Consider the following 26489-nt stretch of genomic DNA (forward strand, 5'->3'; position numbering starts at 1 on the left):
GGCAATTACCGCAAAGCTGGTCCCTCCTAGAGCCGGAGCAAGGGGATCAGCGAGGCATTGTCGTCGGTCCAGATGCGGGAGGAGGGCGGTGGAAGTTCGTTCCACTCCAGCGGACTTGCGCCTTGAAGCCGGTCCAGACGGTGCTTGCTTGGGGAAAGGGCTATCCAGTGGGATGCGGTAAGGCCCTCTTCCAGCGGATTCGCGTCAAGCCGCATGAGCCCGTGCCAGCCCCCAGCCTCTGCCAGCCCGGCAATCATCGGTGCCAGGTCGATGAAGCGATTGGAGATGTGCACAAGAAGCAGCCCGTCTTCCGAAAGTCCGCGCCCGTAGGTTTCGAACGCTTCGCGGGTGAGAAGGTGCAGCGGGATGGCATCGGACGTGAAGGCGTCGATCAAGAGGATATCGAACCGGTCGGTGCGCGTGTCCGCAAGTTCCAGCCGCGCGTCTCCGATCACGACCGCCGCGTCCGGCGCGCAGTCGCTCAGAAACGTGAAGGTGCCATTGCGCGAATAGCGTGCCACTTGCGGATCGATTTCGAAGAAGGTCCAGTCCTGACCCGGCTTGCGGTAGCAAGCCAACGTTCCGACCCCAAGGCCGGCAACGCCGATCGTGGCGTCCGGCTCAGCTTGCACCAGCGCCAGGCCCGCCCCGGAACTTCCGCCGTAGTAGGCTGTCGGTTGCCGGCGCCGCTCCGTCAGGAGCCACTGCCAGCCGTGCATGGTCGTGCCGTGCGTTAACTGCCTTTTTGCGCCGTTATCCGTGTCCTCGACGCTGTAGATGCCGAAATAGCTGCGCGACCGGACACCGGCCGCGCTCGTCTCAAGCGTGGAGAACCCGCCGTGCCCGATCATGAGCAGGGCAAACACGGCCGCGAAGGCCCAGCGCTTCCCGACCACCACGAGGCCCAGAACAGCAAGCGCGCAGACGCCCAGCAGGATCTGGGACCCATTCCCATGCTCAACCGCCAACGCGACGTACCAGGCCAGGATCGCCGCAGCGAGCACGATCAGCCCAGCGGCTATCCCGGGCCACCTGCCCGTTTGCCAGAACCTCCCCAGGAACGGCAGGAGCGGGAACTGCGGCATCAGCAGGGCGGCGGCCAGGAGCAGGATCGGGTGCTCATAGACCCAGTCGAACACCACCGGCGCGACAAGGGCAGGGAACGTGCCGCCCAGCGCTCCGCCGGCCGCGACGGCGAGGTAGAACAGCGTCAGACGGTCCGAAGGCGGCCGCAAAGCATAGAGCCGTGCGTGGAGGGCCACGGAAAGCACGAACAGGAGCGCGACCATGGCAAGCGCAATCACGGGGTTTGCCTGCCCGCCTGAGATCATGGCCAGACTGCCGACTAGAAGCAGTGGAACCGGTGCATAGCGGCTGAGAATGCGGGCCCAGTCGCCGCTGTCCGAAAACGCGACCGAAAAGCTCAGCAGGTAGACCCCAAGCGGGATCACCCACAGCAATGGCATTGCCACCAGATCGGTAGTCAGCAGCGTCGTGGTGGACAACGTCAGGCCTGAGGGCACGGCCGCCAGCGCGAGCCACAGCAGCAGGCGGCGCGTTCCGACCCGCTCGGCCGGCTCAGCCGTTTCCTGGACCTGCTTCGGCTGGGGAGCGCCTCCGGCAACATTCCAGCGGGATGCGGCGGCAAGGCCCACCAGCAGGATCAGGACCAGATAGCCCGCCGCCCAGGCCCGGCTCTGCTCACCCAGCGCCATCTCCGGCTCCATCCAGAGAGGATAGCTGAGAAGCCCGGCGAAGCTGCCGATGTTGGATGCGGCGTAGAGCCGGTACGGGTTCTTCGCGCGGGGGCTTGCGGCATACCAGTGCTGCATCAGGGAGCTTTGCGCCGACAGCAGAAAGAACACCGGACCGATGGTGGCGAGGAACAGGGCAGGGACCCACAGGACTTCCCAGCCGGGAAGGGGCGGGGGAATATCGGCCAGCGTAGGGGGCAGCGTCAGCGCCCCCAGGAGAAGCAGACCGACATGTATCGCTGCCTGCTTCTTCAGGGGGAGCCGCGCCAGGGCGTGGGCATAGGCATAGCCGGCAAGCAGCAGGACCTGGAACACGAGCATCGCGCTGTTCCACACGCCGGGGGCACCGCCGAGCAGCGGGAGCGCCAGGCGTGCGACCATCGGCTGGATCAGGAACAGCAGAAAGCTGCCGCTCAGGATCACGATTACGAACAGACCGCGCCAGCCGGCGCTCGCATTCTGAACTGGCATTCGCACCTTCTTGGTCTGCAATGCGCAAGGGAGTGATTCTTCCACTCCCCTGTGGCGCGCCTGTAGGTGGAGGATCGCGAAAAGGAAAAACAAACGACGTCGTCGGAATCGCGAAACCAAGCAGGACCGCCAGTCTGCGTCAGATAGAGGCTTTGGCGGTGCGTCGTCGGACCGGGTTCGCGCAAAAAGCCGCAGAACCGGAGCGGTCGGCACGGACCATCCACGATCCCGCAACGGTGTCCGCTGCGTCAAATCGGAACCAGACGCGCCGGGCGGAGGTTTCGTCCACGACCAACAACAGCGCTGTTGCGCAGGCAGTGCAAACCTACGGGGATCCGCCATGACATCACAATGTGCACCGTCGACGCCAGCGAGCCGCCGGACGAAGGGCTGGAAGCTTGCGCGGGTGGGGCTTCTCGCCGCCGCCGTCGGAGCCACCGCGCCCGCCCTCGGGCAGCCTCAAAATATCAGCCAACCGGTCAAACAGGTCCACACGGGCGAAATGGTGGTCTCCACCAACGAGTTCGCAACCGGTCTGGACAGCGCCTGGAGCATGGCCTTCCTGCCCGACGGGCGGATGCTGGTAACCGAGCTGCCGGGGGATCTGGTGATCATCTCGCCCGACGGCACAGTGTCCGAACCCATCAAGGGCACCCCGGCGGTGTGGGCGCAAGGGCAGGGCGGCCTGATGGATGTCGCGCTTCATCCCCGTTTCACCGAAAACCAGCTGGTCTACCTTTCCTTCGCCGAAGCCGGTGAAGGCGGCACTGCCGGAACCGCGCTCGGCCGCGGGCGGCTGGTGAATGACCGGATCGAGGGCTTTGAAGTCATCTGGCGCCAGCACCCCAAGATCGAAGGGCCCAACCACTTCGGCAACCGCATCGCTTTTTCGCCGGACGGAAAGATCCTCTTCAGTCTTGGTGAGCGGTTCCAGTTCGGACCGGCGCAGGATTTGTCGAACACGCTTGGCACTGTCGTCCGGCTCAATGACGATGGCAGCATCCCGCAGGATAACCCGTTCGTCGGCCAGCCGAATGCGGCAGGCGCGATCTGGTCCTACGGCCACCGCAACATAGAGGCATCGGCGATGCATCCCATCACCGGCGACTTGTGGATTGCCGAGATGGGGCCGCTTGGCGGCGACGAGCTGAACGTGATCCGGCGCGGGGCCAATTATGGATGGCCGGTGGTGAGCTGGGGCGTCAACTACGACGGCAGCGCCATTCCCAATCCGCCCGAGTTCCCGCGTTTCGCGGCCTCGGCGCACCACTGGAGTCCGGTGATCTCCCCATCGGGAATGATCTTCTACACCGGAGCCCTGTTCCCCCAGTGGCACGGTGATCTTCTGATCGGCTCGCTGTCGGCGGGAGGCCTGGAGCGCGTGGATGTCGAGGAAGGTGCCGTGGCGGGGACGCAGTTCATCCCGTTCAACACGCGCATTCGCGATGTGGAGCAGGGCCCGGATGGCGCGGTTTACCTGCTGACCAACGTCCGCAACGGCAAGGGGGCAGTATGGCGGCTTACCCCGATGGAGATCAAGCCCGCCTCGGCTGACGGCGACCGGAGCGGCCTTGGCGCAGGACCGGGCTGAGCGGGACCCACACGCCTATCGGAGCATTGCCTCAGCTACGGCCGACAGGTGCAGACCCCTTAAAAAGCGGTCTCATCTGGTACTTTTACACTCATGACGAAGTGCGGGTGATGCGCTAGTCCGCGTGCTGCCAACCGGGCTGCACACGTGAGGAAGAGTTTTTGGCTGGAGCTGAAGTCCGGGCGTTCCGCGAGAGCCTTCTCGCAGGTGGGGAGTGCGGGCGGCTGATCGCATCGCGCGATTGGGCCGCCACGTCGCTCGGCCCCCTCGACGCTTGGCCGGGAAGCTTGAGGACCGCGACCGCGATCCTCCTGCGTTCCCTCGTGCCGATGGTGATGCTGTGGGGCGAGGACGGCATCATGCTCTACAACGACAGCTACTCCGGGTTTGTCGGCGGCCGCCACCCCGGCCTCCTCGGGCTCCCGGTGCGGGAAGGCTGGCCCGAGGCCGCGGACTTCAACGACAATGTGATGAAGGTCGGTCTCGCGGGCGGCACGCTCCGGTACAAGGACCAGGAACTGACGCTCTACCGTCACGGCCGTCCTGAGCAAGTCTGGATGGATCTCGACTACTCACCCGTGCTGGATGAGAGCGGCCAGCCTGCGGGCGTTCTCTGCATCCTGGCGGAAACGACCGAGAAGCTGATCCACGTAAGGCACCTGCGCGACAACAAGAAGCGCTTCCGCCAGATGGCGGACACCCTGCCGCAAATCGTCTGGATCACCGACAACGAGGGACGAGCCGAGTTCTTCAACAAGCAGTGGTCGGACTATACCGGAGCCAAGTCCAGGCCGACGACGGTTGATGAGGTGGCCGCAGATCATGTCCACCCGGACGACAGCGCAATGACGGTGGCCGCGTTCGACGAAGCGCGGCGCACGGGGACGGCTTTCGTTGTCGAACATCGGATTCGCTCCGCCTCCGGCGCCTATCGCTGGTTCCTTGTTCGCGCCGAGCCGTATCGGAACCCTGACACCAACGAGATCGTGCGATGGTTTGGCGCGTCGGTCGATATCCACGACCGCAAGGCGGCGGAAGAAGCGCTTCGAACCAGCGAGGCCCACCTTTCCGCGATCTTCGAGCAATCGGCTGCGGGGCTGGCCGAGGCAGACCCGCGCGGGCGGTTCGTGCATGTGAATGACCGCTACTGCGAGATAGTCGGGCGCAGCCGGGAAGAACTGCTGTCCCTGCGGATGCACGACATCACCCATCCGGACGATCTTGCCGATAATTCATCGCTGTTTGCGGCCACCACTGCCGGCGGCTCCTTCGACATCGTCAAGCGCTACCTGCGTCCGAATGGATCGGTCGTGTGGGTCCACAACAGCGTGGCGGCTGTTCGCGACTGCGACGGACGCCTGGCCAGCATGGTCTGCGTGTCGATCGACATAACCGATCGCAAGGCGGCGGAGGAAGCGCTCCGGACGATCAATACCGATCTTGAGCGCGAAGTGGTCCAGCGGACGCGCGAACGCGGTCTCATCTGGCAACACAGCCTTGAGCTTTTGTCCGTGATCGACATAGGCACGGCCCGTTTTGACGCGGTCAATCCGGCGTGGACGACAGCCTTGGGCTGGCCGAACAGTGAAATAGAGGGGCGGTCATACACCGATTTCGCACACCCCGAGGAACTGGCCGCCAACCACTCCGCGTTTGAGCAGGTGCAGCAGGGGCAGCCGGTGGTGCACTTCGAAAACCGCTATCGCACCAGGACCGGCGGCTGGCGCTGGCTCTCCTGGGTTGCTGTACCCGAGGGCGGCAAGCTCTATTCGGTCACGCGCGACATGACAGCGGAGAAGGAGCGGCAGGCCGAACTTGAAGCGGCCCAGGCGGCCCTGAGGCAGAGCCAGAAGATGGAGGCCATGGGTCAGCTCACAGGCGGCGTGGCGCACGACTTCAACAATCTTCTCACTCCGATCGTCGGCTCGCTCGACATGCTGCAGCGCCGGCAACTCGGCGATGAGCGGGAACAGCGGCTGATCGCCGGCGCGATGCAGTCGGCCGAGCGAGCCAGGACCCTGGTCCAGCGGCTTCTTGCCTTTGCCCGCCGTCAACCGCTTCAGGCGGTGCCGGTCGACATCGCCGAACTGGTGACCGGCATGGGCGATCTGGTATCGAGCACGACGGGGCCGCAGATCGAGGTGATCGTCGAAGCCGATCGCGACCTGCCGCCTGCCGAAACCGATCCTAACCAGCTTGAGATGGCAATCCTGAATCTGGCCGTGAACGCGCGCGACGCAATGCCGGACGGAGGCACCTTGCGAATCACGGCGACGACGGAAGAGATTGGCGCGGGCCATCGCTCCGGTCTCGACGCCGGGCAGTACCTTTGCCTCTCAGTCGCAGATACCGGCATCGGCATGGACGAGGCGACCGCCGCGCGGGCGGTAGAGCCGTTCTTCTCGACCAAGGGCATCGGCAAGGGAACGGGCCTCGGGCTGTCCATGGTTCACGGGCTGGCCTCCCAGCTCGGCGGCGCCCTCACCATCCAGACGCGGCCGGGGCTTGGCACGAAGATCGAACTCTGGCTGTCCCAGAGCGCGTCGATGCCGAAGCGGGCCGAGGCGGCAGGCTCTGACATTGCCCCGTCTGCCGGCCGCGGCCGTGTGCTGCTTGTCGACGATGAGGAACTGGTCCGGATGAGTACGGCGGATATGCTGAGCGATCTCGGCCACCTGGTGGTGGAGGCTTCGTCCGGCGAGGAAGCCATGCGGCGGATCGCGCAGGGTGAGCGCTTCGACCTGATCATCACGGATCACCTGATGCCCGGCATCACAGGGACGGAACTCGCCCGCACCATTCGTGCCCTGCATCCAGACGTTCCGGTCCTGCTGGTGTCGGGCTATGCAGAAAGGGACGGGATCGAGCCGGACCTGCCCCGGCTGACCAAGCCCTTCCGCAAGGATGAACTCGCGGCAGGGATCGCGAAGCTGCGCGCGCCCGCCTGGCGTCTGGGTGCTGCGGCAGCGCCGCCCGGTTCCGAAGAGGTCGTCCGTTGCTGACGCGCCGGGCCTTACGCTGACTTCGCGCAGGCTCGGACAAAATCCGGGCTTCCGCGCAGAGGGCGAATGTCTACAGTGGCGCAGCCGGCGATCGCTTGTACGGCTTCCCGCCGGTCACGGTCAGCAACGCTCTGAACGTCTTTCCGGGTCACAGTTCGAGGCTTCTTGCTCCAGCCTGTTCGTCATTTTCCAAACTTTCTGGCCCACCGGTTTCGCGCGGGCGCCAGATCGCGTGCGCTTGGAATTTCGCTCGCGCTGCTGCTGGAAGCACTTCTGCTCCTGCTGTTGCTCACGCTCGGGCAATCAGGCGCGGGCCGTGAGGATGAAGGGCCTGTTATCGTGACCTTCGATGCGGCCAGCGTTCCGGCACCGGTGGAAAGCCCGCCCGAGGCGAATGACCAGACTCCGCCGCCGGTGGAGCGCTCAAGGCCGGAGCCAGCCACTCGGCAACCTCCTGAAGTTTCCGAACAGCCCGCCGAACTCGCCGAGCGGGAACCTGAGCCGGAACGCCCTGTGTCGAACACGCCGGACCCGCTACCGGCGCCGGTGTCCCCGCCTCTCATTCAGCTTTCTCGAGATGAAATCGCGTCGCTGGACAGGGCCACGCGGGCTGCGCCGGCAAAAAAGGCCCCGATGGGCCCGGCAGATACGAGACCTGTCAGCGACACGCCGCGTGTGGAAGGAACGGGCCCGAACGGGGAGCCGCTCTATGCCGCATCGTGGTACCGGGAACCCTACGACGAAGAACTGAGAGGGTACTTGTCGACCGCACAGGCGCCTGGCTGGGGGACAATCGCGTGTCGCACCGCTCCAGACTACCGCGTCGAGGATTGCGTGATGGTCGGAGAATATCCCAATGGATCGAACATAGCGCGATCCGCCCTCGCGGCTGCGTGGCAGTTCCGGGTCCGGCCACCGCGCATCGGCGGGCGCCTTCAGGTCGGAGAGTGGGTCAGGATCAGGATCGACTACAACCTGAGCCGCTAGAGATCACAGCGCTGCAACTGTTCCGGGCGAGGATCGGTGCGCCCGATCCGCTTTGCCGGCGGTTCCGCGAAGCTGTAGCCAGAAGCAGCGGCAAGGTGTCTGCGAACCGTCCAGGGCTTGGCAATCCGGATGCCAGCGCCTGCTATGAGTGCGGATGAACCCGGCGCCTCGGAGCCGCGTCTTCTTGAGCCTGAGTCCGAAGGCGCAACCACAGGCGCGAGCGCGCGCTGGGTGCTTGATCCGGTGGCGGTCGGCCGTGCCTGGAGCTATCCCTTTTCGGCTAAGGGATCGGAATCCGCCGGGCGGCGTTTACTTTCGATTCCAGAATAGTTTCATCGCTTCTGCTGCTGAGACGATCCGTCGAAATGTCCATTTTCAGGTGTTCTCGGTTACGAGCACCCTTCCGATACGGAGCACGGTCGTTTCTCAGACGCAGGAACATATTGTCTGCTCATTTGATCAACAAATGTGTATTACGCTGCGCCTTGCCCTGCAGACAGGCCGCTGGCTCCTTGCACCAGTCGGTTCGTTGCAAACAGGCGCGCCATTTGCTTCGCCATAGGCGATACCCGGTGTAAGGGAGCGTCCAGCTCGCTGGATAGCAAGCAGAATAGTCGAAAGCGATCCTTTGCCTAAATCCGATTCCCCGCCTTCCGCCGCCGAAGTTGATTCGCTTGCCATGTTGCGAGAAGCCTCGAAGTACCGGCAGCCTGCGCCGGGGCGCAGTGCAATGGAACTTGCCGTCACGGCCATCCCGTTCGTGCTACTGTGGGCCTTGACCTGGCTGACGCTGGACGCCGGCTACTGGCTCGGTCTCCTGTTCGCGATCCCGGCCGGTGGCTTCCTCCTCCGGCTGTTCCTGATCCAGCATGATTGCGGGCACGGCGCGTTCTTCTCCCGCCGCAAGAGCAATGACTGGGTAGGACGCATCTTGGGCGTGGTGACGCTTACGCCATATGCCTACTGGCGGCATTGCCACGCGATTCACCATGCCGGCACCGGAAATCTCGACAATCGCGGGGTAGGGGACGTCGACACAATCACGGTCGAGGAATTTCGATCCTACACCAGGACAAAGCAATTCCTGTACCGGCTCTACCGCCATCCCGTCGTTTTATTCGGGCTTGGGCCGGCTTACCTGTTCCTGCTGCGCCACCGGCTTCCGGTCGGAATGATGCGGCGGGGGTGGAGCCCATGGATCAGCACGCTGGGCACCAACCTTGGCATGGCCGCCGTGTACGCAGCCCTGATCTATCTGGTTGGCCTCAAGATGTTCCTGCTGGTGCACCTGCCGATCGTCCTCGTCGCAGCGTCGGCCGGGGTGTGGCTTTTCTACGTGCAGCACCAGTTCGAGCATACGCGGTGGGAACGCGAGGCGGACTGGAGCTTCCACGAGGCCGCACTCCACGGCAGCTCCAACTATCAGTTGCCGGGGATACTGCGCTGGTTCACCGCGAATGTCGGCCTTCACCACGTGCATCATTTGGTCAGCCGGATCCCGTTCTATCGCCTGCCGGAAGTTACACGGGACATTCCGGCACTCGCCACGATGAGCCAGGTGACCCTGCGCGACAGTCTCGGGACTGTGCGCCTGGTCTTGTGGGATGAGGAGAAGCGCCGGCTTGTTTCCTTCAGGGACGCCGCGTCCTGAGGGCCCAATCAGACTGATCCGCAAGCGCAGGCGTTCTGATCTGCGTCTGCGTCTTGTCCTGAGCCGCCGCACTGCAGCCAGAAGTATCGCACCAGGGAGTCATCGACATGGCGGAACGTTTCGAACGGCATAAGCAGCCGTGGAACAGCGATGAGGTGCAGAAGCTGCACACTCTTGCGAAGAAGGGAATGGGGCTGAAGGCCATTGCGAAGGCACTCGCGCGCAGCGAGGAGTCGGTGAAGGCGCGTGCCAAGAACGACAAGCTGCCGATTGCCAAGCTGCGCTAGAGCGACCCCAGGTTAGTGGAATCACCCATCGACCAGCGGATCGAGGCACAGCAAAGAGACAGACGGTTTTCGAAGCAGGTGCCCCATACCGGCTCGCGTGCGAACCGGGCGGAATCACCTGCCTCGCAAGCGGAAGCAGAACAGATCTGTTTGAAGTAGCCGAGTCTGGAGCGCCTCAGCGGCAGCTTACCTGCCCAAGCTCAGCCTCTACGCTCGCCTGACCCGCTGCGCTGGCAGTCGCCAGATCAAGCGGACGGGCGCCAAGGCCCAGATGCTCGGTGTTGAGGAAAGCAATCGCCTTCTCCCGGCCGAGCAGCAGAAAGGCCAGACGGGTTATCTCGCCTTGCCGCCGCGCGCAATCGGGCGCCATCTTGGGAGCCTTGGTCTTGCGAAACGACATTTTCCCGGGGGCGCGACCGGGCGTCGCCGCGTCGGTCAAGTCCTCGCTCCCGAAACGCACGGTGCACGCAGGACAGCATCAAACGCGCTTCCGTCAGCCAGGGCTTCCCAGCTGGTCGCGGCGCCGGCGCCAAGGTTTCTTTGCACCGATCCGATGCGTTGAGCGATCTGTGAAGCCCCCGCCGCCTGCTCGCGACGCAGCTCGCATGAAAGTGTGCGAGCCGAACGAATTAGCAGGACCTGGTGATCGAAATAGAGTTGGTTGAGGTCCAAGATGTCTCCTTTCGGTAAGCGGGAGCACATCCTGTCTCTCAGCCGGGCGCGCCTACGAAACCGAATGCACCCGATGTACCGAATATAGGCACTCGGCCGCATTAGTATAAGAGGTCAGGCCTCGCATACCGGAACAGGTATTCCGTTTTTCGGAGCGCGCCCAGAGCTACGATTTTACTGCCGGTCTATTATTGAAAGCCTGATGCGCTCCACGCGCACGCCATCGCGGCACCCAGCTTCAGCCGAGGCTCGAGGTGCGGCAGGTTGATGTCCGGAGCGGCGGCGGGCAAGCGGTTGCTGGCGATTGCTGGATTTGCGGATACGCTACCGTGCGCGGGCGACAGTTGGGGGTGGTCCATGAATGTGGATCCTTCGAAAAAGGCAGGAATGGGCTTCCGCAATCGAAAACCCCTCCTGCCGGTCGGCAGAAGGGGCAGATTGGCTCAATCAACCATGTCAGCGACAAGTCGCCGGAGTTCGTGAGCGGAAAGTGTGGAGGGGCGGGGTTCGCCCCGCGGTGTGCTTGATCGCGTTCCCATATCGAAACGGAGGGAAAGCGTCGGGCGCTTCAATGCGCCGAAAGTCTGTATGGTCATTTATTCCTTGTGAGCGGCAAACTGCCGCCAATCGTTCGTGTGTTAACGCTTGAAACCGCGCGGCCGTGCGCCGGGACCTTGCCCGGGGGTGCGTTCGCGGAAGACGATCCGTCCTTTTGACAAATCGTAGGGCGTCATCTCGACATGCACGCGATCGCCGACAACGGAGCGGATGCGAAACTTGCGCATCTTGCCCGCCGTATAGGCGACGATGCGATGTTCGTTATCCAGCATCACGCCAAACCTGCCATCGGGCAGGATTTCGTCGATCTGCCCTTCAAGGGTGAGGAGTTCTTCTTTAGCCAGTTGCTCGGCCTTTCATGACTTCGGACCGTGCAGCGCAGCAGTGGTCAGCCTTCAGGCAGGTGTGCCTTGGCCGCGAGGTCCGCTGCTTCGGCAGCCCGACGCTCTCCACGCGCTTCTTCCGCCTTCGTGCGGTCGCGCTCGATCTGGTGTGCGCGGTCTGCCAGTCCGCGCCAGGTTGCGGCAGAGCGCAGTTCCCGTTCACGAACCATGGCCAATCCGGCATTCTGCGCCGCCGCTTCGGATTCCTTCGCGCGTATGTCGTAGAATTCGAAGGTCTGGCTCATCGACGGTTGCCCCTGTTCTTTTTATGAACTTTCGGGTGCGGCGAATTTTCGCCGCACCCGAAGCCTTATTCAGGCAGAGGCGAGGTTGATCGCCGATTCCTTGCCGTTACGGCCGCGTTCCACATCGTAGGACAAGCGCTGGTCCTTTTCGAGCGTGTGCATGCCCGCAGCCTGGACGGCGGTGATGTGGACGAAGCTGTCGCTTCCGCCGTCTTCCGGCTGGATGAAGCCATAGCCCTTGTCGGCATTGAAAAACTTTACGGTGCCAATCGGCATAATTGTTTCCTTTCAAGAAACGTTCGGTTGCCCGCGGGCGGAATTGCCACACAAGCCGTGCATCAGGTCGTCAATCGAAAGGAAAAAATCGTCGTCAGGATTTTGCGAGCAAAACCCAATATCGCCGAAGTTCCGTCGCAAATTCGACGTCAGCGAGAGCCTTGTAACACGGGTTTGGCCAAACACCTAATCGGGCGGGAATTGGCGGTGTCCGGCTCTGTTTCTTGTGAGGAGGCGGAGCTGAAACGAAGCGATGCACTAGCCGGGGAAGGATATTCTGCTACAGGCGGTCGCGCTGATGTCATAAGTGATGGATAACGGGGCTGCGTTGGCGGCTCCTTGTCCTGGCGCCAGCTGGATGAAACCGGTACGCTTTTCCGCGAACCGATGTCCGTCCCCTTTTTTCGATGATCTTCAGGAAGCCGAGTACCGATTGATGGCAGGATTTAAGCAACCGGGGTTTGAAGACCGCGTCCAGGCCGCAGCCGAGGCCAAGGCCAAGGCGCTGGCGCGTTTGAAAGCCAAACCCCCGGTCGACCCCGCAGTGCAGGCCGAACGTATCGCCAAGGCAGCGGAGCGCGAGGCGCAGAAAGAAGCGCAGCAGGCGGAAAAGCGTGAAGCGCTGAAGGCGGAGCGTGAAGCGAAAGCGGCTGCCAAGGCGGCGAAGGCCGCCGAAAAGGCCAAAGCTGCCGAACCGGTGCCGCAGCGCACCGAGGCTGAACTCAAGGCTGCGCGAGACGCGCGCTATGCCGCCCGAAAGGCGCGCCGGAAGTAGACCGGCCGTTGCGGTAATAAGGCGTTGAACGGTGAGGAGCTGATCGGGACCGCCGTCGTGCCCGATGGCGTGGAGTTGCGCCTGATGCGCAACGACGGGGATTTCGCGATCTTTCTCGACCGCATCGAGCTGATGAGCACGGACTTGTGCGCGTCGGAAGAAGCACTGGCGACCCTCACGTGTGAGCGTCTTGGCGAACGTCCGGCGCCGCAGCTGCTCATCGGCGGCTATGGCATGGGCTTTACCCTGCGGGCTGCACTCGCGGCGTTGGGCGACGATGCGAGCGTTGTCGTGGCCGAGCTCGTGCCCGAAGTGATCCAGTGGGCGCGGGGCCCGATGCGGGACCTCACCGCCGGATGCCTCGACGATCCGCGGGTCGTGCTCGTCCTTGAGGACGTTGCGCTACTGATCGATGCCGCGTGTGAGGGATACGATGCGATCCTGCTCGATGTCGATAATGGACCCGAAGGGCTCACCCGGCGCCTGAATGACCAGCTTTATTCCCGGAGCGGGCTGCACGCGGCAATGATCGCGCTCAGGCCTGGGGGCATTCTCGCGATCTGGTCGGCAGAGGCGGATCTGGCTTTCACTCGCCACCTGGAGCGTGTGGGGTTCGAGGTAACGGAAGTCACGGTGGCGGCGCTGCCGGACGGCAAGGGAACTTGCCACCATATCTGGTTCGCCCGGAAGGCCTGAGCGCTCTAGTGGAAGTCCCGCGACCTTAGCTTTAGCGCTCCGTCCGATCCGGGCCGATCGCGGCTGCCGACGGTGAGGAGCAGGGGAGAATGGTCCTGAAGCCGGTCGGCGATGATGTGGATGACTTCGCCTTCGCGCTGCAAGGTGCCTTTCACGCCGATCATTGAACATCCCATTGCGATCTGCCGCTGCGCCTCGAACAAGCGCAGCCAGATTATGATGTTGGCAATCCCGGTTTCATCCTCGATCGTCATGAAGATGGCGTTGCCGGCCCCGGGACGCTGGCGGATCAGTACCACCCCGGCCACCTCGATCCGCGCTCCGTTCCTGATCCGCGCCAGGTCGCCGCATCGCCTGACCTTCAGCCGGTCAAGCTCGGCGCGCAGGAAGCTGACCGGGTGCGCGCGCAGGCTAAGGCTGGTGGCGTGATAATCGGCCACGACTTCGCCGCCATCGGTGATTGAAGTGAGGGTGACGACCGGCTCGCGCCCTTCCTCGCGCGCGTCGGCGGCGGCGAACAGGGGCAGCGGCGCCTCGCCTAGAGCCTTCAGGCGCCACAAGGCCTGTCGGCGGTCAACGCCGAGGCAGGCAAACCCGTCGGCATCGGCAATCCGCTCAAGCGCGGCGACCGGCACGCCGGAGCGGAGCCAGACATCCTCGACCGACGCGAACGGCCCTTCCTCGCGCGCGGCGACGATCAAGGCGACGTGAATGTTGGCGAGCCCTTTCACCAGCCGCAGCCCCAGCCGGACGGCCCGGTAACGGCCGCGCTGTTCCTCCAGCGTCGTATCCCAGCGGCTGCGGTTGATGCAGACCGGGCGGACGTCCACCCCGTGTTCGCGCGCATCGCGCACGATCTGCGCGGGGGCATAAAAACCCATCGGCTGGGAATTGAGCAATGCGGCGCAGAACACATCCGGGTGATGGTGCTTCACCCAGCACGAGGCATAGACGATCCGGGCGAAACTGGCCGCATGGCTTTCCGGAAAGCCATAGGAGCCGAAGCCTTCGATCTGTTTGAAGGTCCTTTCTGCGAACTCCTCCGCATAACCGCTGGCAATCATCCCGTTGATAAGCTTGTCCCGGAAATGCGTGACCCCGCCGGTGAACTTGAAGGTCGCCATTGCCCGGCGCAGCTGGTCGGCTTCTTCGGGCGTGAAGCCGGCGCAGACGATCGCCACCTTCATCGCCTGTTCCTGGAACAGCGGCACGCCCAGAGTGCGGCCGAGCACCGCTTCCAGCTGCCTTGACGGAAAGCTGACTGCTTCCTTGCCTTCGCGCCGGCGAAGATAGGGGTGGACCATGTCGCCCTGGATCGGCCCGGGCCGGACGATCGCGACCTGGATCACGAGATCGTAGAATTCCCGCGGCTTCAGGCGCGGCAACATGCTCATCTGCGCGCGGCTTTCGATCTGGAACACCCCAATGGTGTCGGCGCGCTGGATCATCCCGAAGACCGCCGGATCGTCATCCGGAAGATTGCCGAGAGTGACCCTGTCTCCCTTGTGCCGTTCGATCAGGTCGAATGCGCGGTGCAGGCAGCTCAGCATGCCGAGCGCCAGCACGTCGACCTTCATGAAGTCGAGTTCGGCAATATCGTCCTTTTCCCACTCGATGACTTGGCGGTCCGCCATTGCCGCCGGCTCGATCGGCACGAGATCGTCAAGCCGGTCCCGGGTAAGGACGAATCCTCCGGGATGCTGCGACAAGTGCCGGGGGGTGCCGATCAACTGGCGGGCAAGGTCCAGCGTCAGGGCAAGGCGGTGATCGCCGCTGTCGAGATTGGCGGCCTGCGCATGGGCTTCGCCTACGTCCTCGCGCGACCAGCCCCAGACTTGCTTGACCAGCGCCTCGGTCACGTCCGTCGTCAGGCCGAGCGCCTTGCCGACCTCGCGAACCGCGCCGCGCGTGCGGTAACGGCTGACGACGGCGGTGATCGCCGCCCGGTCGCGTCCGTAGGTTTCATAGATCCACTGGATCACCTCCTCACGCCGCTGGTGCTCGAAATCGACGTCGATGTCGGGTGGCTCGTTGCGGGCTTCGGAAATGAACCGTTCGAACAGCAGCTCAGTCCGGACCGGGTCGATCGAGGTGATCCCCAGCACAAAGCAGATCACCGAGTTTGCCGCCGATCCGCGCCCCTGGCACAGGATTCCCTGGCTGCAGGCATACTGAACGATCGAATGAACGGTGAGGAAGTAGGGCGCATAGCCGAGCTTGCCGACAAGCGTCAGTTCATGCGTCAGAGTACGGCCGTAGGCATCAGGCACTCCGTCCGGGAACCGGGCGCGGAGCGCGGCCCAGCTCATCTGTTCCAGCGCCTGCTGCGGCGTTCGGCCGGACATGACGACTTCATCCGGATACTGATAGCTCAGCTCGCGCAGGGAAAAGGTGCAGCGTTCGGCAAGTTCGGCGGTGGCGCGGACGGCCTGCGGGTAATCCGCAAAGCGTCGCTCCATCTCGGCCGCGTCTTTCAGGTGGCGGTCGGCATGACGTTCGCGCCGGAAGCCCAGTTCGTCGATGGTGCAGGTATGGCGAATGGCCGTGACCACGTCCTGCAGCCGGCGCTTGTCCGCTGCGTGATAGAGCACGTCCCCGGTCGCAAGGCTGGTGATGCCGAAGCGGCGGCTCATCCGATCGAGTTCGTAAAGCCGCACGGCATCGCCGGGACGGCGACGGAGGTTGAGGGCAAGGTGAGCCCGGTCTCCGAATATGTCGGCGACAAGGCCCAGCACCTGCGCGGTCGCGTCATCGGCCTTGTCGGGCACCAGCGCCGCGACCAGCCCTTGCGCATGGGCGTCGACATCCTCCCAGTGGAGGAAGCACTGGCCTTTCTCCCCCTTCTTGCGATCCGCCCGCGACTTGCCGAGGGTCAGCAACCGGCACAAGCGGGACCAGCCGGCGCGATCCTCCGGCCAGACGAGCAGGGATTGCCCATCGACCAGATCGAGGCGGCAGCCGGCAATCAGGCGCGTGCCGGTCGCTTCGGCCGCGACCAGCGCGCGGACCAGGCCGCCGACGGTGTTCCGGTCCGTGATGCCCAATGCGGGATAGCCAAGCGCTGCGGCCGTCTCGAACAATTCCTGGGGCGAAGAGACGCCGCGCAGGAAGCTGAAATGGCTGGTCGCCTGAAGCTCGACATACGTCATCCGAACACGCCGTGGATATACCAGCTCAGGTCCCCGCTCGCCGGATCGACTCCGTCGCCCCGGCGGAACAGCCAGAAACGCGCGCCGTCCTTGTCCTCGACCTGGAAATAGTCGCGGGCGCGGTGTTTCTCGCTCGGCCGCTTCCACCACTCGCCATAAATACGCTCAGGACCATCGGCATGGGTTATGATGTGCGTGCGGCCACGCCAGCGAAAGCGGGCGGGCGGGCGATCGGGCAAGCTGGCAAGCACTTGATCCACCGGTTCAGGCGGTGAGAGCAGCCAGACCGGGCGTGGCCAATCGGACGGCCAGTCGGCGACTTCTTCCAGCGGGGTGACGGAGCGCACGCTGCGTTCCGGAACGTCGCTTTGGACCGCGCAGCTTTTCGACAGGCAGGAAGAGCCGAGGCGCGTCGCCAGGCGGTCGATCAGCACCGCCAGATCGGCGACGGGATCGGTTCCGCTCAAGGCTCCGGCGACCGCTTCCGGCGCAAGCGGCTCGATACGGACGGCGGTCATGGCCATCGCCTCGATCCCCCAGCCGGGCTCGATCTCTTCCACCTTCATCGTCACGAGGCGCAGGAGGTGCGCGGGATCGCGGCTGGCACGGGCGAGGGCGATCGACACGCGCTGGTCTTCCCCATCGACGCGCGAACACGTCAGCATCAGCTTGCGCGCGCCGCAGCCGCGTTCCAGCAACTGCCGCGCCAGCCCTGTGACCAGATCCCCGATGACAGTCCGGATCGCTTCGGGCGTGGAGATCGGCTCCACCAGATTAAGCCGGATGAAGGGCCGTTCTTCGGGAAGGACCGGATCGAACGGCTCTTCCACGCGTCCCAGGGCCTGATCGAGCCGGATAAGCGCGCCGCGCCCAAGGCGGCGCTGGAGGGGCGCGCGGGGCATTGCGAAAAGATCGCCCACCCGCTCGATCCCGAAACGGTGCGCGGTGCCGAGCATCGCGGAATCGAGGCGCAGGGCGTCCAGCGGCAAGGGTGCGATCCTTTCCGTCTCCCGGCCGTTCGGGCACAGGATGACGGGGGCCGCACCGTGACGGGCGAGCGCATGAGCCGCGCCATAGGTTCCGGCGACCGCGATGCGCGCCGTAAGACCGATGCGGGCGCAGAAGCGCACAACCCTGTCGCAGAAAGCCTGTTCGCCTCCGAACAAGTGGGCGCTGCCGGCCAGGTCGAGCCACAAGCCGTCCGGGCCGGAAAGGCCTGCGCGCGGGGTCCAGCGGCGTGCAGCCATCAGCGCGAGCCGCGTCAGCGCGTGCCGGTCGGCCTCAGGATCGGCAGGACGAATGTCGAGATCGGCGATCAGCCGGGCCCGGGCCAGCGCCATGCCGGGATGAACCCCCTGCGCCTGCGCCAGCGGACAAGCGCTTGCCACCTGCATTCTAGATTCCGCGCGCTCGACCGTGACCAGTGGGCGTTCCGGAGAAGCCTTACCCCGCGAGTCTTCGCTCCGGCGCAAGCGTTCGATCGGCAGATGAGGCAAACAGAGCGAGGCGACCCTGCGCATCGGTACTCTCCACTATCCATGAATGGGATTCGCCGCCGCGCTGGCGGGCAAGTTCCAGGTTCCAGCAAGCCCGGCCGATCCCGGCGACCGGCAGGGGACGTGAAGGCGCGCAGCCGACCCGCCAGCGAGTCACCGCTGCCGAGGGGAGGGTGAGCGGGTCTTCCTCTCGCCCGCGCCATCTTTTCAGCATCAGGGCCGTCACCCCGCTTTCCTCGGCCGCCAGTTGCAGCCGGCGAGTGGCGGCCATGCCCGCCTTGCCGATTTCGCCCACGACAGCGGCCAGGCCGCCGTGACGCAAGCCTTCCTCCATCACGGCAAGGACATCCTCGTTGCGGCCGCATTCGGCCTGGATCAGGCGATCCGGCGGCAATCCCGCCTGTGCCAGCGCCGGGGCGAACAACTCTCTGCGCGACAGCGCCCACAGCACTGTCCCGCCGTTCTGGGCCAGGCGTGCGGCAATCCCGGTGATGAACAGGCACGCGGCGGCTTCATCGTTGAGCCGGGCTTGCACGCCGGTTGCCTCATGCAGCGCTCCGGTCGCGAAACCCCCTCCTTTGAGGCGGGAATCGATGTCGGCGACGCCGAAGGGAAGAAAGGCGCCTTTCTTCTCCCAGCTCCCGGATTCGATCGCGCGCACTTCGGCTCGCAAGGCGGTCAGGTGCATTTCTCGGGCAGAAGACGGCAACAGGAACCTCATGAACTCGAAGACTAGTGTTCACGTTATGTTCCAATCTGCCGATTATCGTCAAGTCGGCTGATCGCGAGGGTGGGGATAACCTGTGCAGGGCGCCCTGGACGGCAGCGCCGAGCCGATCGGCCTAGCGCCGGTCCGTTCTGATCCGGAAACAGGCCCCGCCAAGTTGGCTGGTGGATAATTCAATGGTCCACCCGTGGCCGACAACGATCTGGCGGACAAGATTGAGGCCGATGCCCGTTCCCTTGGAGCGGGTGGTGAAGAACGGGAGAAAAACGTCCCCGCGCAAAGGCTCAGGTATGCCGCTGCCATCGTCTTCCACGTCGATCAGGACCGCGCCCGTCCGCTCGGTGATCGAAAGCCTCACGGTCGGCGGGCCATCACCCTTGCGCGGGGCCTGGGCGGCGTTGCGCAGCAGGTTGATGAGCGCTTGTGCAAGCAAGTCCGGATCCGCGGCCAGCTGGGTCGCACCTGCTTCGACCAGCAACCGGTGATCTGGCCACTCGGCCGCGAACAAGCGCGCCAGCTCGGCCGCAAACGGTTCGGCCGCAAACCGGCGAATTCGCGGAACCGGCGGGTGCGCGAGCGTGCGATAGCTGTCGATGAAGCGCTGCAGCCCCTCGGCCCGCCGCGCAAGCGTGCCTACCGCAAGCCTTGCCTCGCCCACATCGGGATCATCGCAGTCGAGCAGCTGGGCCGCGGTGCCCGCCAGCGAGGTGACGGGCGTGAGCGAGTTGAGAATCTCATGCGTCAGCACCCGGACAAGATCGGACTGCACGGCAATCTCGATCGCGTCCAACGTGGTCTGCACCGGCTCGACCGAGACTGCGCGGATCGGGAAACCCAGCCGCTCCAGCGTTCCAGCGCGAACGATCGCCCGGTGAAGACTGCCATCCAGCCGCAGCAGCATCAGTTCGGGCTCGCCTTGACCGCCTTCCCGCACGCGCCGGGCGAATGTTGCGCCGATTGCCGCCAGCGCTTCCTCATCCAGAAACTCGGCCGGACCGAACAAGCGCCGGGCTGCCCGGTTCACCAGCCGCGCGCCATCCCGGGAATCGGACGTCAGCAGCGCCACCGGCATGTCATCGATCAGCGCTTCGAGAAAACGCAGTTCCTGCAGGTTGCGCTGGCTTTCCGTCTGCAGCCGCCGCATCGCGCCGTCCAGCGCTTCGCCCAGTCGATCGAAACCGGCTCCGCCGCCGCGATGGGAACGCATGGCGAAATCGCCGACGCGCAAGGCCTCGACAAACCCGGCGATGGCGACATTGGTGCGCCGGACGTGCTGCACCAGGCCGGCTGCCATCAAGACGACGCCCGCCAAGGCAACCAGGCGCGCTATGTTCAGGTCCGGCTGGGACACGGTCCAGACGAACGCGAACAAGGCCAGTCCCAGTCCCGCAAGCCAGGCGACGAGAACCGCCGTGAAGCGAACGTCAGAGCCCATGCTTCTCCATGCGCCGGTAGAGCGCGGCACGCGACAGGCCAAGCTCGGCCGCGGCGGCGGAGATGTTGTAGGCGTGCTTTTTCAGCGCCTCTTCCACCAGCCGCCGCTCGACCCGCTCCAGGTTGAGGTCGTCGGCGGGTGACGCCTGCGCGGCGCTTGGGATGGTCCGGTACTGTGGGGAGGGGGTGAGGGCGAAATCGTCCACGTCCAGCGGCGCATCCCCGGCAAGGATTAGCGCCCTTTCAACCGCATGCCGCAGCGCCCGGACGTTACCGGCCCAGTCATTCGCAATCAGCGCCGCCTCCGCCGCTTCCGTCACGCGAGGGCGCGCATGGCCGTACCGCCGGGCGTAATGATCGAGGAAATGATCGAGCAGCGCGGGGATATCCTCCCGCCGTTCGCGCAGTGGCGGCAGTTCGATTTCGATGGTGTTGAGGCGAAAGAGGAGATCCTGCCGGAAATGCCGCGGGTCGTGCAGCATCTCCGAAGTCATGTTGGTCGCGGCAATCACGCGGATATCCACCGGTACCGCACGGTTCGCACCGACGGGAGTGACGCGCCGCTGCTCCAGAACGGTCAGCAGCTTCGGCTGCAGGTGAAGCGGCAGGTTGCCGATTTCGTCGAGGAACAGCGTCCCGCCATCGGCTGCCTGGATCCGCCCGACACGATCCGCCCGCGCATCGGTGAACGCGCCCCGGACGTGGCCGAACAATTCGGAATCGATCAGCTCTGTGGCGATTGCGCCCAGGTCGACCGAAACCATCGGCCGATCCCGGCGGGCGGAATGGCGGTGCAGCGCCTGCGCGACCAGTTCCTTGCCGGTGCCGTTTTCGCCCAGGATCAGGACATTGGCGTCTGTCGGTCCCGCACGGGCGATCAGGGAATGGACCCGGGCCATGGCGGGTGAGGTGCCGATCAGCGGCATCTCCCCGGCAACAGCCTGCGCCGTTCCTGCAGGCGCCTGCCGGCGCGACCGGCGCAGGCTGGCGGCTGTCCGGACGGTGGCCAGCAGCTTCTCGTTCGACCAGGGCTTCGACACGAAGTCGGTGGCGCCCCGCTTCATCGCCTCGACCGCGACATTCACGCCGGCGTGCGCGGTGATCATGACGACGATGGCATCGGGATCGATCGCGAGCAGCCGCTCAAGCAGGACCATTCCCTCCTTCGCGTCCGTGGCGCCGCGCCCGAAGTTTGCATCGAGCAGCACCACGTCGGGCGAACGGCCCTGCAGGAACTCGACCGCGGCTTCAGGGGCGGACAAGGTGATCACGTCGGCAAACAGCCCGCGCAGCAGCAAACGCGCTGCCGTAAGGATATCCTCGTCGTCGTCGACAACGAGACACACGTCGAACTCAGTCATTTTCCCCATTTGTCTGCTTTCGTACAGCACGTGTTCGCAACCGGACAATCAACAATCATGCCAACCGGCATTTCTGTTCTGCAACGGCTGAATCCCGCGGCGGGCGCAACTGGCACGGTCCATGCACTACATGGGGGGCACCCGCAGGAAACCAGCCTGTTCGAAAGACAAAAGGATCAGCCATGAAGTCACGTCTCCCGCCTATCGCCGCTGCCGCCGCGCTGATGACGGCGGCCGCCGCGTTCGCCGGCTCCGATGTGTCCGCCCGCTCGGCAGAGGGCGCGCACGGTCCGGCTCAGGAACTGTCCGTCTTCGAACGCCCCTGTCCGGAAGCGAACACCCACGGGGTTATGATCCGGCTGCTTCTGACCGAAGGCGCGCTTGGCACGCCCCTTGCTTGATCCTGCGCGGAGGCTTTTGGGATGAGCATTGTCAGCATGCGAAGCGGCAACGGTGACCTGGCGGGCGATCGTCCCGTGTCGGGCGGAGCGATGGATCGCACCGTCGCGAAGTCCGGGGTGCCGACCTGGCTCAAATGGGCGGCAGGCGCGGCGCTTCTTGCAAGTCTGCTCGCCGCTTTCTGGCTCTATGCTCCGCGGGGTGACAGCCAGACGGTAACTGCCGACCGGCTGACCATCTCCACCGTCGTCAACGGCTCCTTTGAGGATTACATTCCGCTGCGAGCCCGCGTCACGCCGTTGCTGACGGTGTTCCTCGATGCGATCGAAGGCGGCCGGGTGGAGCAGGTGATCGCCGAAGATGGCCAGTCCGTCGCGAAGGGCGAACTCATCGCCGTGCTCTCGAACGCGGAGCTGCAGCTCATGGTCCTTGCCCGCCAGACCGAGGTGGAGCAGCAGATCAACAACATGCGCAGCCAGGAGCTCGCGCTGCAGCAGAGCCGGCTGGCGAACCAGCGGGCGGTTCTCGAAGCAGGGCTGGAGATGGACAAGGCGCAGCGCCAGTATGAGCGTGAGGCGCCGCTTGCCGAACGCGGTTTCGTCGCGGCAAAGCAGTTCGCCGATACGCGCGACCAGATCCGGTACGAGCGGGAGCGGCTGGCGATGCTCCAGCGCGCGGAATCGACCGACGAGCAACTCATGGCGAGCCAGCTGGCCCAGCAGCGCGCATCCACCGCCGCGTTGCGCAACAGCCTGGAAATCGCGCGGGCGAGCCTCGAGGGGCTGAACCTCAGGGCGCCGGTTTCCGGCCAGCTTTCCGGCTTCAACATTCGGGTCGGGCAATCGCTGGCTCCGGGCGAACGCATCGGTCAGATCGACAGCCCCGGGCGCAACAAATTGCTGGCGGGCGTGGACGAATTTTACCTCGGCCGGGTTGAGCCGGGACAGACAGCCAGCATCGACTGGAACGGCAGGACGTACGCCGCAAAAGTCACGAAGATCTACCCGCAGGTGCAGAACGGTCAGTTCCAGGTGGACCTTGAGTTCACGGGCGCGGAGCCGAGCGGCATCCAGCGCGGGCAGACGCTTCAGGCGCGCTTGTCCTTCAGCGATCCGGCACCGGCTCGCCTCATTCCGAACGGAGCCTTCTACACCGAAACCGGCGGTGCGTTCGTGTTCGTGGTGTCGCCCGACGGGACCAGCGCAATCAAGCGGCCGGTCCGGCTCGGCCGCCGGAATTCCGCTTATATCGAGGTCCTTGAAGGGCTCGATACGGGAGAGCGCGTGATCACCTCTCCCTACACCGGCTTTGCCGACAAGGACCGGCTCGACCTTACCCCAGGAAAGGAATGACGATGCTGCACATGCGCCAGCTTTCGCGCGTCTATCGCACCGACACCGTTGAAACCACGGCACTCGATTCGATCGATCTCGACATCGAACAAGGCGAATTCGTCGCCATCATGGGGCCGTCGGGCTGCGGCAAGTCGACGCTGCTGAACATCATCGGGCTGCTCGATACCCCCACCAGCGGATCCTACCGGTTCGCCGACCAGGAGATGGCCGGCTTGTCGGAGTCGCGGCTGGCTCAGATGCGCAAGGCGCACATCGGGTTCATCTTCCAGAGCTTCAATCTGATCGATGAGCTCACTGTGCGCGAGAACGTCGAGCTTGCGCTGCTTTACCACGACATTCCGGGGGAAGAGCGTCGCCGCCGGACCGACGAGGTGATGGACCGCGTTGGCATCGCGCACCGGGCGAAGCATCGGCCAAGCCAGCTTTCGGGCGGACAGCAGCAACGGGTTGCCGTCGCGCGCGCCTTGGTCGCCAGCCCAGACTTGATCCTGGCGGACGAGCCGACGGGCAACCTCGACACCAGCCACGGCGAGGAAGTGATGCGCATGCTCCAGTCCCTGAACGCGGCGGGATCGACCATCGTGATGGTGACCCATTCGCCCGCTCATGCCGATTACGCCGGGCGTGTCGTCAACATGCTGGATGGCCGCATCCTGCAGGAACGGCGCCGCGCCGCCTGATCTCATTCTTGGAGCACGCACCCATGTGGCGCAATTACCTTACGGTCGGCATCCGCGCACTGACGAAAAATCGCGCCTACGCTGCGATCAACATCATCGGCCTCGCACTGGGGCTCGCTTCATGCGTGCTGATCCTGCTCTATGTGCGCTACGAGACCAGCTACGACGACTGGCAACCGGGCGCGGACCGCGCCTTCCAGCTTCAGACCTACTACGAAGCGACCGACTCCGGCGGCGAGGAAATGAAGCTGCAGATGAGCAGCATCGTTTCCGGTCGCGCGCTGCAGAAGGATTTTCCCGAACAAGTTGAGAAGGTCGTCTGGGTACGCGGCTTTTCGCCGATCGTCCTGCAGGACGGAGAAGCGGGCGAGATCGAGCACCTGCGGATGGTGGACGGCAACTTGTTCGACATCCTGCAGGTGCCGTTCGTCCGGGGAAGCGGTCCGACTGCGCTGCCCGACACCAATTCAATCGCACTTAGCGAAAGCGAGGCCCGTCGCCGCTTCGGCGATGCCGATCCGATCGGCCAGCGCCTGACGATCGTCGATAACGCAGGTAATGTCGATTATCGCGTGACCGGCGTTTTCCGGGACTTCCCCGACAACTCCAGCTTCACCGCCGAGGCAGTGGCGCGCTTCGATCTTGGCGCGCAGTTCGCCGATCGCGAAAGCGCGCTCACGAGCTGGGACAACCAGCAGGGTTGGAACTACGTCCGCTTGCGCTCGCCCGAAGATGCCGCGTTGATCCACGCGCAGATGCCTGCGTGGGAGAAGCGCAACATCCCGGACGACATCGCCGGCACCGAACGGAGAAATCCGGGGGATGCCCAGGAATACCGGCTCGTCAACCTGCGCGATGTCCATCTTGGGGAAGCACAGGCCGCGGCCCTGACCCCCGGCAACGATCGCCTGACGGTAACGACGTTTGCCGTCATTGCGCTGCTGGTGCTGGGGATGGCGTGCATCAATTTCACCAATCTTGCGACAGCGCGCGCATCGCAGCGGGCCCGGGAAGTGGCGCTGCGCAAGGTACTCGGCGCATCCCGGCGGCAGCTTGTAATGCAATTTCTGGGCGAATCGATCCTGGTTGCCGCGCTGGCGATGATCGTGGCGCTTGCAGCGGTCGAGCTGCTGCTGCCTGCCTTCAGCGCGTTTCTCGATGCCGGCATCCGTCTGGAATATCTCGGCACGGGCGGAATACTGCTCCCGGCGATCCTGCTGGTGCTGATCGTGGGGGTGGTCGGCGGCTTGTACCCCGCCTTTCACTTGTCCCGCTTCGAACCGGCGAAAATCCTCAAGGCCAACAAGTCCGCCGCTGACGCGCAGGGCTCCGGCCGCTTGCGCAACGCGCTGGTGATCGGGCAGTTCGCGGTCTCGATCGGCCTCATCGTCTGCACCGCCGTCATTTACGCGCAGACGGTGTACGCGCGCAGCAGCGATCCCGGGTACAACCGGGAAGGCCTGCTCCAGGTCGGCAGTCTCGGATATCGGGGAGTGGAGGGGCGGGACGAACAAGTGGTGGAGCAGATCCGCCGCATCCCGGGAGTCGTCGGGGCGGCGCGCACGCAAATCGCCATCGATCCCGGCAACAATTCGATGGAGCTGGTCTTTCCGGCCGGCAGCACGCAATCGGTGGAACTCGGCGATTATTCGGTGGAGCCGGGGTTCTTCCAGACCATGGGCATGCGGATCATCGCGGGGCGCGACTTTTCCGAAGCGCAGGGCCGGGACGATACGACCACTCCTCGGCCGGACGATCCGGGTCGCGAGGAGGCGCTGAAGGCGCTTGCCGCGCGCGGGGCGAACGTCATCGTGACCGAAGAGGCGGCCCGCCGCCTTGGGTATAGCACCCCGCAGGAAGCCGTGGGCGAGAACCTCCGGATGTCGCTTCTGCCTTCCGAGTTCGGTCTTGCCCCGATCACGATTGTCGGGGTGCTGGAGGATGCGCGCTTCCGATCGGTGCGGGAGCCGCTACAGCCGATTGTCTACACGATGCGCCGGAACAACTTCGGGGAAATCATGGTCCGCTACTCAGGCGACCCCGCGGCGATCCGTGAGCAAGTGAGGCAGGTCTGGGAACGCAACGTCCCGCAAGTGCCGTTTGACGGCCGCTTTGCCGAAGACATCGTGCGGGAGCAGTATCAGCGTGAGGAAGCGCGGGGGCAGCTTTTTGCCGCGTTCGCGCTTCTGGCGGTGGTGATCGGCTGCCTTGGCTTGTTCGGCCTTGCTGCCTTCACCGCCGAACGCCGGACCAAGGAAATCGGCATTCGGAAGGTGCTGGGCGCGCGCACCCGCGACATCGTCACCCTGCTGGTCTGGCAGTTCAGCCGCCCGGTGCTGATTGCCAACGTGATCGCCTGGCCAGTGGCGTGGTGGCTGATGCGCGACTGGCTGAACGAGTTCGATAACCGCGTTTCCCTGACCCCGGTGCCGTTCATCGCGGCCGGGCTGATCGCGCTGATCATTGCGATCATCACCGTCGGCGGGCACGCCTGGCGAGTAGCGCAGACGAGCCCCGTGCGTGCTCTCCAGTACGAATGA

The 26489-nt window shown here is 64.7% G+C and carries 22 protein-coding genes; 11 read left to right on the forward strand and 11 right to left on the reverse strand.

Going from position 1 to position 26489, the window contains the following annotated elements; genetic code table 11:
- Positions 1-26: 26 nt before the first annotated feature.
- Positions 27-2225 carry a spermidine synthase gene (locus tag ELY13_RS11125; RefSeq protein ID WP_126173996.1) on the reverse strand — a complete coding sequence of 733 codons (2199 nt, stop codon included), beginning with the start codon at positions 2223-2225 and terminating at the stop codon, positions 27-29.
- A 340-nt stretch (positions 2226-2565) separates the two neighbouring features.
- On the opposite strand from ELY13_RS11125, the gene ELY13_RS11130 reads away from it, so the two are divergent.
- From ELY13_RS11130 to ELY13_RS11150, 5 genes are all read left to right on the forward strand, one after another.
- Positions 2566-3816, forward strand: a complete 1251-nt coding sequence (locus ELY13_RS11130; RefSeq protein ID WP_126173997.1) for a PQQ-dependent sugar dehydrogenase — start codon at positions 2566-2568, stop codon at positions 3814-3816.
- 329 nt (positions 3817-4145) lie between these two features.
- Positions 4146-6818 carry a PAS domain-containing hybrid sensor histidine kinase/response regulator gene (locus ELY13_RS15370; protein ID WP_420897424.1) on the forward strand — a complete coding sequence of 891 codons (2673 nt, stop codon included), beginning with the start codon at positions 4146-4148 and terminating at the stop codon, positions 6816-6818.
- Between the two features lie 285 nt (positions 6819-7103).
- Positions 7104-7805: a hypothetical protein gene (locus tag ELY13_RS11140; RefSeq protein WP_126173998.1), complete on the forward strand. Its 702-nt coding sequence runs from the start codon at positions 7104-7106 to the stop codon at positions 7803-7805.
- A 679-nt stretch (positions 7806-8484) separates the two neighbouring features.
- Positions 8485-9456 (forward strand): fatty acid desaturase, encoded by a 972-nt coding sequence (locus tag ELY13_RS11145; RefSeq protein ID WP_126173999.1) that lies wholly within the window; start codon positions 8485-8487, stop codon positions 9454-9456.
- Between the two features lie 107 nt (positions 9457-9563).
- On the forward strand, positions 9564-9743 hold the full coding sequence (locus ELY13_RS11150) for a hypothetical protein (RefSeq protein ID WP_126174000.1): 180 nt from the start codon (positions 9564-9566) through the stop codon (positions 9741-9743).
- A gap of 175 nt (positions 9744-9918) precedes the next feature.
- Here the strand turns inward: ELY13_RS11150 and ELY13_RS11155 are convergent, their stop codons facing one another.
- The 5 genes from ELY13_RS11155 to ELY13_RS11170 form a co-directional block, all read right to left on the reverse strand.
- Complete coding sequence (locus ELY13_RS11155) at positions 9919-10182, reverse strand: antitoxin Xre/MbcA/ParS toxin-binding domain-containing protein (RefSeq protein ID WP_241233664.1); 264 nt, start codon at positions 10180-10182, stop codon at positions 9919-9921.
- Between the two features lie 421 nt (positions 10183-10603).
- On the reverse strand, positions 10604-10774 hold the full coding sequence (locus ELY13_RS15015; protein ID WP_164549779.1) for a hypothetical protein: 171 nt from the start codon (positions 10772-10774) through the stop codon (positions 10604-10606).
- A 279-nt stretch (positions 10775-11053) separates the two neighbouring features.
- Positions 11054-11317, reverse strand: coding sequence for a translation initiation factor IF-1 (gene infA / locus ELY13_RS11160; RefSeq protein ID WP_126174081.1), 264 nt, complete (start codon positions 11315-11317; stop codon positions 11054-11056).
- Between the two features lie 44 nt (positions 11318-11361).
- Positions 11362-11601 (reverse strand): hypothetical protein, encoded by a 240-nt coding sequence (locus tag ELY13_RS11165; protein WP_126174001.1) that lies wholly within the window; start codon positions 11599-11601, stop codon positions 11362-11364.
- 69 nt (positions 11602-11670) lie between these two features.
- Complete coding sequence (locus tag ELY13_RS11170; protein WP_206436044.1) at positions 11671-11877, reverse strand: cold-shock protein; 207 nt, start codon at positions 11875-11877, stop codon at positions 11671-11673.
- 436 nt (positions 11878-12313) lie between these two features.
- On the opposite strand from ELY13_RS11170, the gene ELY13_RS11175 reads away from it, so the two are divergent.
- Positions 12314-12652: a DUF6481 family protein gene (locus ELY13_RS11175; RefSeq protein WP_126174003.1), complete on the forward strand. Its 339-nt coding sequence runs from the start codon at positions 12314-12316 to the stop codon at positions 12650-12652.
- A gap of 24 nt (positions 12653-12676) precedes the next feature.
- Positions 12677-13348 (forward strand): spermine/spermidine synthase domain-containing protein, encoded by a 672-nt coding sequence (locus ELY13_RS11180; protein ID WP_126174004.1) that lies wholly within the window; start codon positions 12677-12679, stop codon positions 13346-13348.
- Positions 13349-13353: 5 nt separating this feature from the next.
- On the opposite strand, the gene ELY13_RS11185 is transcribed toward ELY13_RS11180, so the two are convergent.
- The 5 genes from ELY13_RS11185 to ELY13_RS11205 form a co-directional block, all read right to left on the reverse strand.
- The gene (locus ELY13_RS11185; protein ID WP_126174005.1) at positions 13354-16497 is read right to left on the reverse strand and encodes an error-prone DNA polymerase; all 3144 of its coding nucleotides are present in this window, start codon (positions 16495-16497) and stop codon (positions 13354-13356) included.
- Complete coding sequence (locus ELY13_RS11190) at positions 16494-18017, reverse strand: Y-family DNA polymerase (protein ID WP_126174006.1); 1524 nt, start codon at positions 18015-18017, stop codon at positions 16494-16496. The genes ELY13_RS11185 and ELY13_RS11190 overlap by 4 nt, the downstream gene beginning before the upstream one ends.
- Complete coding sequence (locus ELY13_RS11195; RefSeq protein WP_126174007.1) at positions 17941-18681, reverse strand: ImuA family protein; 741 nt, start codon at positions 18679-18681, stop codon at positions 17941-17943. Before ELY13_RS11195 ends, ELY13_RS11190 begins: the two co-directional genes overlap by 77 nt.
- Positions 18682-18835: 154 nt before the next feature.
- Positions 18836-20155, reverse strand: coding sequence for a sensor histidine kinase (locus tag ELY13_RS11200; protein WP_126174008.1), 1320 nt, complete (start codon positions 20153-20155; stop codon positions 18836-18838).
- Positions 20145-21524, reverse strand: a complete 1380-nt coding sequence (locus ELY13_RS11205) for a sigma-54-dependent transcriptional regulator (RefSeq protein WP_126174009.1) — start codon at positions 21522-21524, stop codon at positions 20145-20147. The genes ELY13_RS11200 and ELY13_RS11205 overlap by 11 nt, the downstream gene beginning before the upstream one ends.
- A 173-nt stretch (positions 21525-21697) precedes the next feature.
- On the opposite strand from ELY13_RS11205, the gene ELY13_RS11210 reads away from it, so the two are divergent.
- The 4 genes from ELY13_RS11210 to ELY13_RS11225 are packed head-to-tail and all read left to right on the forward strand — an operon-like array spanning position 21698 to position 26489.
- Positions 21698-21916: a hypothetical protein gene (locus ELY13_RS11210; RefSeq protein WP_126174010.1), complete on the forward strand. Its 219-nt coding sequence runs from the start codon at positions 21698-21700 to the stop codon at positions 21914-21916.
- 21 nt (positions 21917-21937) lie between these two features.
- Positions 21938-23266: an efflux RND transporter periplasmic adaptor subunit gene (locus ELY13_RS11215; protein WP_126174011.1), complete on the forward strand. Its 1329-nt coding sequence runs from the start codon at positions 21938-21940 to the stop codon at positions 23264-23266.
- Between the two features lie 2 nt (positions 23267-23268).
- Positions 23269-23949 carry an ABC transporter ATP-binding protein gene (locus ELY13_RS11220; RefSeq protein WP_126174082.1) on the forward strand — a complete coding sequence of 227 codons (681 nt, stop codon included), beginning with the start codon at positions 23269-23271 and terminating at the stop codon, positions 23947-23949.
- A gap of 23 nt (positions 23950-23972) precedes the next feature.
- The gene (locus ELY13_RS11225; protein WP_126174012.1) at positions 23973-26489 is read left to right on the forward strand and encodes an ABC transporter permease; all 2517 of its coding nucleotides are present in this window, start codon (positions 23973-23975) and stop codon (positions 26487-26489) included.

Source organism: Altericroceibacterium xinjiangense (assembly GCF_003958635.1).
GTDB lineage: Bacteria > Pseudomonadota > Alphaproteobacteria > Sphingomonadales > Sphingomonadaceae > Altericroceibacterium_A > Altericroceibacterium_A xinjiangense.